6 protein-coding genes and 1 pseudogene are annotated in these 6,220 nt (G+C 46.0%); 3 read left to right on the forward strand and 4 right to left on the reverse strand.

What is annotated here, in order from left to right; all coding sequences use genetic code 11:
- The coding region (gene argA, locus V7D75_RS09455; RefSeq protein WP_333614361.1) for an amino-acid N-acetyltransferase at positions 1-735 on the reverse strand (735 nt) is incomplete at its 3' end.
- A 329-nt stretch (positions 736-1,064) separates the two neighbouring features.
- Between argA and V7D75_RS09460 the strand changes: the two genes are divergently transcribed.
- Positions 1,065-1,652: a hypothetical protein gene (locus V7D75_RS09460; protein ID WP_333614362.1), complete on the forward strand. Its 588-nt coding sequence runs from the start codon at positions 1,065-1,067 to the stop codon at positions 1,650-1,652.
- Positions 1,653-1,794: 142 nt separating this feature from the next.
- On the opposite strand, the gene V7D75_RS09465 is transcribed toward V7D75_RS09460, so the two are convergent.
- From V7D75_RS09465 to V7D75_RS09475, 3 genes and pseudogenes are all read right to left on the reverse strand, one after another.
- Complete coding sequence (locus V7D75_RS09465; RefSeq protein WP_333614363.1) at positions 1,795-2,235, reverse strand: hypothetical protein; 441 nt, start codon at positions 2,233-2,235, stop codon at positions 1,795-1,797.
- Positions 2,236-2,265: 30 nt separating this feature from the next.
- Positions 2,266-2,484, reverse strand: a pseudogene (locus V7D75_RS09470) (hypothetical protein); the annotation flags it as partial.
- On the reverse strand, positions 2,435-2,836 hold the full coding sequence (locus tag V7D75_RS09475) for a patatin-like phospholipase family protein (protein ID WP_333614364.1): 402 nt from the start codon (positions 2,834-2,836) through the stop codon (positions 2,435-2,437). The pseudogene V7D75_RS09470 and the gene V7D75_RS09475, both read right to left, overlap by 50 nt.
- A gap of 218 nt (positions 2,837-3,054) precedes the next feature.
- Here V7D75_RS09475 and recG point away from each other — a divergent pair, with 218 nt between their 5' ends.
- Together recG and V7D75_RS09485 are read left to right on the forward strand one after the other, a co-directional pair.
- The gene (gene recG, locus V7D75_RS09480) at positions 3,055-5,370 is read left to right on the forward strand and encodes an ATP-dependent DNA helicase RecG (RefSeq protein ID WP_442968946.1); all 2,316 of its coding nucleotides are present in this window, start codon (positions 3,055-3,057) and stop codon (positions 5,368-5,370) included.
- 392 nt (positions 5,371-5,762) lie between these two features.
- Positions 5,763-6,220, forward strand: a 458-nt coding sequence (locus V7D75_RS09485) for a biotin/lipoyl-binding protein (protein WP_333614365.1), incomplete at its 3' end; no start/stop codon positions are given.

The following is a 6,220-nucleotide window of genomic DNA, read 5'->3' on the forward strand; positions in this document are numbered from 1 at the left end:
CTCGCAATTTAAATCACGATCGCGTAAAAAGCGGTCGACTTCATTTGGAATCATCTCACGCAACAAGCGGTCGTCATGATTGATGCCGGCTTCTTCGCCTAAGAATATCAGCTTATCAGCACCGAGCGCCACAGCCGCACTAAGCGCCACATCTTCCGCCAATAAATTGAAAACTTCACCCGTTGCTGAATAACCCATCGACCCTAAAATCACAATATGGTCATGTAACAGGTTATTTTTAATGGCTTCGACATCGATTGAGCGCACCTCACCAGTCATCTGATAATCAACGCCGTCACGAATCCCGTAAGGACGGGCGGTGACAAAGTTGCCCGAAACTGCGTCAATACGCGAGCCGTACATGGGTGAGTTTGCTAAGCCCATCGACAGTTGGGCTTCGATTTGCAAACGAATCGCACCAACCGCTTGTAAGATAGCCGGCATAGCAACGCGCGGGGTCACGCGAATATCTTTATGCAAGGGGGAGGTAATCTGCGCATCTTTCAAGTTTTTTTCGATTTGCGGTCGCGCGCCGTGTACCAGTACCAGTTTGATACCCAAGCTGTGCAATAAAGCAAAGTCATGAATCAAGGTACTGAAATTGGGATGGTTGACCGCCTCACCGCCAAACATAATCACGAAAGTCTTACCGCGATGGGTGTTAATGTAAGGGGCAGAGTTGCGGAACCAGTGTACGTATTCAGGATTAATTTGTGGCATGGCGCTAGTAGTCATAATGGGTGCAATAGTTGTTAGAATAAGAAAAAGAGCGTGACAGCAAAAGCGTGTCGCTAATGAATTACCATAGCAAAAAACACCGTTATGAGCTATCTTTTATTTTAGCCACTTTAATGAATCTTGGTAGCAAATAGATGATATACACAACCTCAACACGGGATTGGTGTACCGCCAAACGCTTTTTGTTATGCTAAGCGCTATTGCTTTAGCACCAGCTTACGCAGATAATTGATAAAAATAACCATGTTGTTGACCGACGCTTTATCAACAAATTGTTTTACCGCTATACTGTTTTACCGATACATTAACTAGGGATAATGAATGTCATGAAGAAAAGTAACCATTTTGCAAATCCATTCAGTGCGTGGAGCGGCCACCGCTTATTTCATGTTGTCGCTGGTACGCTCGTTGGCGTGATGGCAGTGACGCAGGCTTCAGCAATGTTGCCAACGCCAGAGCAAGCCGTTGATAATTCAGTGGCAATCCAGTCAAATGCCAACCCAGCCAGCACTTCAACGGCGCAAGCGGTCAATAGCAAAATCACCGCTTCATTGATTAGTGTTGATGCAAATGGTCAGGAAGTGCTGGTGCCAGTCAATGCTAATACGCGCCTGCAGTCAGGTAATGTCTTAGAATATCAAGGCTACTTTACCAATACCAATGCTGATCGCGTACGTAAAATGACCGTCACTATGAGTATTCCTGAGCAAGTAGAATTGCTACGTGCGGTATCTCCTGACTTTCCTTATGGTAGTGCGGACGGCAACACCTTTGCCCGTATGCCATTACGCGGCAAGGTTGATAATCAATTGCAAGAAATTCCGTTAAAATACTATAAAGCGGTACGTTGGGCTTTAGAAGGCGTTGGTTTGAATGATACCGTTGTGGTTAAATATCGTGCACGCGTTAAATAAGTCTGTTTTTTGATATTTATCTAATGTTTGCCGAATCGAAAAGCACCACAGTCTAAGGTCTAGGCTGCGGTGCTTTTTTATAAACAACTTACTCACTCAGATTTGGTAAAATGGCTTTTACCAGCTGAATGTACTTTTGAAATTAAAGCGTGGCATATTTACTTGGCAGCTTTTCTACAAGACCTTTTTCTTTCAGGGCTTTGTCTTTTATAAGCTGTTTAATGGCGGCAATCTGCGGGGTGGTGGCTTGCATGCCAGCCGTCATTAGCGCGCGTCGTTGGCTGGTATCTAGCGAGCTAATATGACCGATATCGGGGATAATGATAATATCAGCGCGCTCACGTTCACGGCGCATTGCTGTCGAGCGCTTGGTGTTTGCTTGGCTAACACTCGAAACATTGGTTGCGTTAGAAACATTGGTGATGACATTACTTTCAAGAAAACCCCAAAAACTGCTTAATGAATTGATAGTCGGTATCTTATTATTAGCGGAACTATTAGCATTCGCCGCCGTCACATCAACGGCGATGATAATATCAGCCCCTAAATCACGGGCGGTGTCGACTGGTACTAAGCTGACCACGCCACCATCAACATATTTTTTACCTACCTTTTCAGGGATACGCGGGGCGATAAAAATATTGGGTACGCTGCATGATGCTTGTACTGCAAGTCCGGCATCGCCACTGCTAAAAACGGCCTTTTTTAGCGTGTGTTTTTCGGCAGCAACCGCGGCAAAAGATATTGGAAAATTTTCTATAGCGCGTCCGCCAACTTTTGCATTAATAAAGTTTAATACCTTCGATAAAGCCTTGGTTTGATAAGGTGAAATCTGTCAATTCGCTATCAGAAGTATTTAACGCTAATTGTTCAAGCTGTTTGGCGTTATAACCACTGGCATATAAGCTGCCAATCAGACTGCCGATACTGGTGCCGACCACTAGCGTTGGCGTGATACCATTCTCTTCTAAGGCCTTAATGACACCAATATGGGCAAAGCCCTTGGCACCGCCGCCGCCTAAAACTAAGGCGACCTTTGGCTGGTTTTCTATAGGTGCGACGGCTTTAGTAACTGGCGTCAGACTCTGACAAGCACTAATAAACACGCCCAATATGCCAAGCATACTAAATCGCAGCAAGCGTGCTAAATGATGATAGCCATTATAATGAGTAGATAAAAACATACGCGAAAATCACCATAGAGCAATAAAGAGGTATACGATAAGCCATTCATCAGTCGCTTACTGAGAAATCAGCTAGACGCCATATCATTAAATAGCTTAGCATAAGCAGGTAGCTTGTCAGTTATAATCATCTTGATTAAATATTTTATAGAGGTTGATGATTATAGCTTTTATAAGACCAAATATACGTTAAATCATAACCATCATTAGGATTATTGATGCCCACATCGGTTAGCCGCACTACTACCTTGAACTCAGCAGAAGCTATAAGGCCTGAGATGCCCGTTTCGGCGCTTGATATGCCGGTGACGGCGCTGGCGGGTGTGGGGTCAAAAGTGGCGGAGCAGTTGTCCCAGTTAGGTATCGAGCGCATTTTTGATTTGCTGCTGCATCTACCGCGTGATTATGAAGATCGTAGCCGACTGGTATCGATAGCTAATGTGGCGCATGGGCAAGCCGCCTTAATTACAGGGCGGGTGGTGCATGTGGATACCAAGCGCAGTGGCATGACGGTGGTGGTCGATGATGAGACTGGCACCCTATCGCTGCGTTTCTTTAAAGTGTATCGCGGCCTTGCGCAAACGATGAGTCTTGGCACGCAGCTGCAATTATTTGGTGAAGTAAAAGTCAGTCGTTACGGTAAGCAGATACATCATCCTGAATATCAAGTGATCAGTAGTAATGAAGCCATCGTCAATACAGGCTTACAGCCGATTTATCCGAGCGTTAAAGGCTTGCATCAAAATAAGCTGCGTACGCTAATCAAGCTTGCGCTGCAAACTGTGCGCACCCAAGGTCTACCGATGACCTTGTTTACGCCTGCCGACTTTGCGGTGGTTGCTGATTTACCGTTAGCACCTTTTGAGCCTGCTAAATTGGCAATGGCAGACGATGATTTTCCAGACGATATATTCTCAACCCTTGCGCGTCGTGTGCCTGACAATTCAATAAGCAATATTGGCAACACAACTGCAGTTAATGACATGGCTAATCAAAATGTTTATAACCTAACGATATTTGAAGCCTTAGTATTGCTGCATACGCCGCCAACTTATACCGATGCAGGACGACAATATCAGCTACTCACGCAATTAAGTGCTCGCACTCATGCGGCCTGTCAGCGATTAATCATTGAAGAATTAACCGCGCATCAACTGAGCCTATTATACCGCCGTCAGCAATTGCATCAGCATAAAGCCCCCAAGTGTACGATGAATAGCCCGCTTGCCGATCAGTTATTTGGCGCATTGCCGTTTGATTTAACCGGTGCGCAGCAACGCGTCATGAAAGACATCACGGCTGATATGGCGACTTCTATTCCGATGCTAAGACTGGTACAAGGCGATGTGGGCGCAGGCAAAACCTTGGTCGCGGCGGGGGCGGCGGGCTATGCGCTCGATAGTGGCTGGCAAGTGGCGGTCATGGCACCGACAGAAATCTTAGCCGAGCAGCATTTGGTCAATTTTAAAAACTGGTTTGAGCCATTGGGTATCGGCGTTGGCTGGCTGGCTGGCAAACAAACCGCCAAGCAGCGCCGCGAAGCGTTAGAAGCAGTGGCAGAAAATACGGTGCAAATCGTCGTCGGGACGCATGCTTTATTTCAAGAGCAGGTGCAATTTGCTAAACTAGGCTTGGTCATTATTGATGAACAGCACCGCTTTGGCGTTGAGCAGCGCATGGCCTTGACCAATAAGGGCGTGGCCAATAGCACCCCGCATCAGCTGATTATGACGGCAACCCCGATTCCGCGTACGCTCGCCATGAGTGTGTATGGCGATATGGATACGTCCATCATTGATGAGTTGCCTCCGGGGCGTACGCCAATTACTACGGTGACGATTGACCGCAACCGTCGCGACGAAGTGATTGAGCGTATTGCGGTCAATTGTGAAGCGGGCAGACAGGCGTATTGGGTTTGCTCATTGGTAGAAGAATCAAGCGTGCTTGATGCGCAAGCAGCAGAAGCGACTTATGAAGACTTAAATGAGCGCTTAGATATTCGCATTGGCTTGGTACATGGCAAAATGAAGTCTGCTGACAAGCAAGCCATTATGCAAGAGTTTAAAGCGGGCAACTTAGATTTATTGATTGCGACAACGGTTATCGAAGTTGGGGTTGATGTACCTAATGCTTCACTCATGGTGATTGAGAATGCTGAACGTTTGGGTTTATCGCAACTACATCAGTTGCGCGGGCGGGTTGGGCGTGGTTCGACCAAAAGTTTCTGCGTACTGTTATACCAAAAGCCGCTGTCGGAGACGGGTACGGAGCGCTTAAATGTGCTGCGTGACAGCACCGACGGTTTTGTGATTGCGCAAAAAGACTTGGAGCTACGCGGCCCCGGTGAGCTGTTAGGCAAACGTCAAACCGGTAACGTCGGTTATTATTTGGCCGACCTTATCCGCGATGAGCAACTATTTGCCATTGCGCAGCGCCTAGCGAAACATCTTATCTCTGACCCAACACGTAAAGCGGACGTCAGCCAACTTATCCATCGCTGGATGCCAGAAGCCAGTCGCTATACCAATGCTTGATAATTAACGCTTGCTTAGTAACTGAGCCAATTCTCTGTCATCAACTCTCCTAAAAAGCCATTATTTTGTTAAAGATAATGGCTTTTTTTTATGGGTTTTATAAGGTATATAAACGATAAAATAGAATATCTGCCCACTCAACCTTATTAACGAGCTGTTCTGATTGTTTATCACTTTTATCATGTTGCTCTGCAAGTTTTTACGCCCATCCTATTATTAATAGAAGCAGACTTACGAAGCTAAAACACGATATATAAAAATAAGATGATGACTTAATATATGCTATCCTCAATAAATTTATGGACTATTGTAATCATAGATAGGGCCTTTTTTAGCTATAATTTTTCTAACTTTATACCCTTTCTAATTGCCTGTATTGACAGAGAGTTATCATGAGCGATGTTGAAGACAACAAGCTGCCAGTTGAGTCTGAGCTACCACCTTACCGCCAAGCGGACGCACGTGCGCCCAAATCATCATCGAAATATCCTTGGTGGTTATTGCCAGTATTAGCCGTAGTCCTTGTGATTGGGGTTTTGGTCGGTAAGTATTGGGGCGGCGATAAAGATGCGAGTGTTGATTCACCAGCGGCTAACAAGGCACAAAGCGCAAATACTGACCCAAAGGAGAGCAGTAATCAACAGGCAGTGCTTTCGGTCGAAACGGTGATGCCAAGCCAAGACAGTATTGGCAATACCTTAAGCGCTGACGGCACCATCAGTGCCAAAGATGTCGCCAATGTCAGCCCTAAAGTAAATGGTGTGGCTATCGAGCAGGTGTTGGTTGAAGAAGGCGATCGGGTCAAAGCGGGGCAAGTCTTGGCAATATTTGATACCGATGCCATGCAGCA

Origin of the sequence: Psychrobacter sp. (genome assembly GCF_036731945.1) — a bacterium.
Lineage (GTDB): Bacteria > Pseudomonadota > Gammaproteobacteria > Pseudomonadales > Moraxellaceae > Psychrobacter.

Coding starts and splice junctions, on each gene's coding strand:
- V7D75_RS09460 (WP_333614362.1), top strand. CDS start 1,065: ATGAAGAAAAGTAACCATTTTGCAAATCCATTCAGTGCGTGGAGCGGC.
- V7D75_RS09475 (WP_333614364.1), bottom strand. CDS start 2,836: ATGTTTTTATCTACTCATTATAATGGCTATCATCATTTAGCACGCTTG.
- recG (WP_442968946.1), top strand. CDS start 3,055: ATGCCCACATCGGTTAGCCGCACTACTACCTTGAACTCAGCAGAAGCT.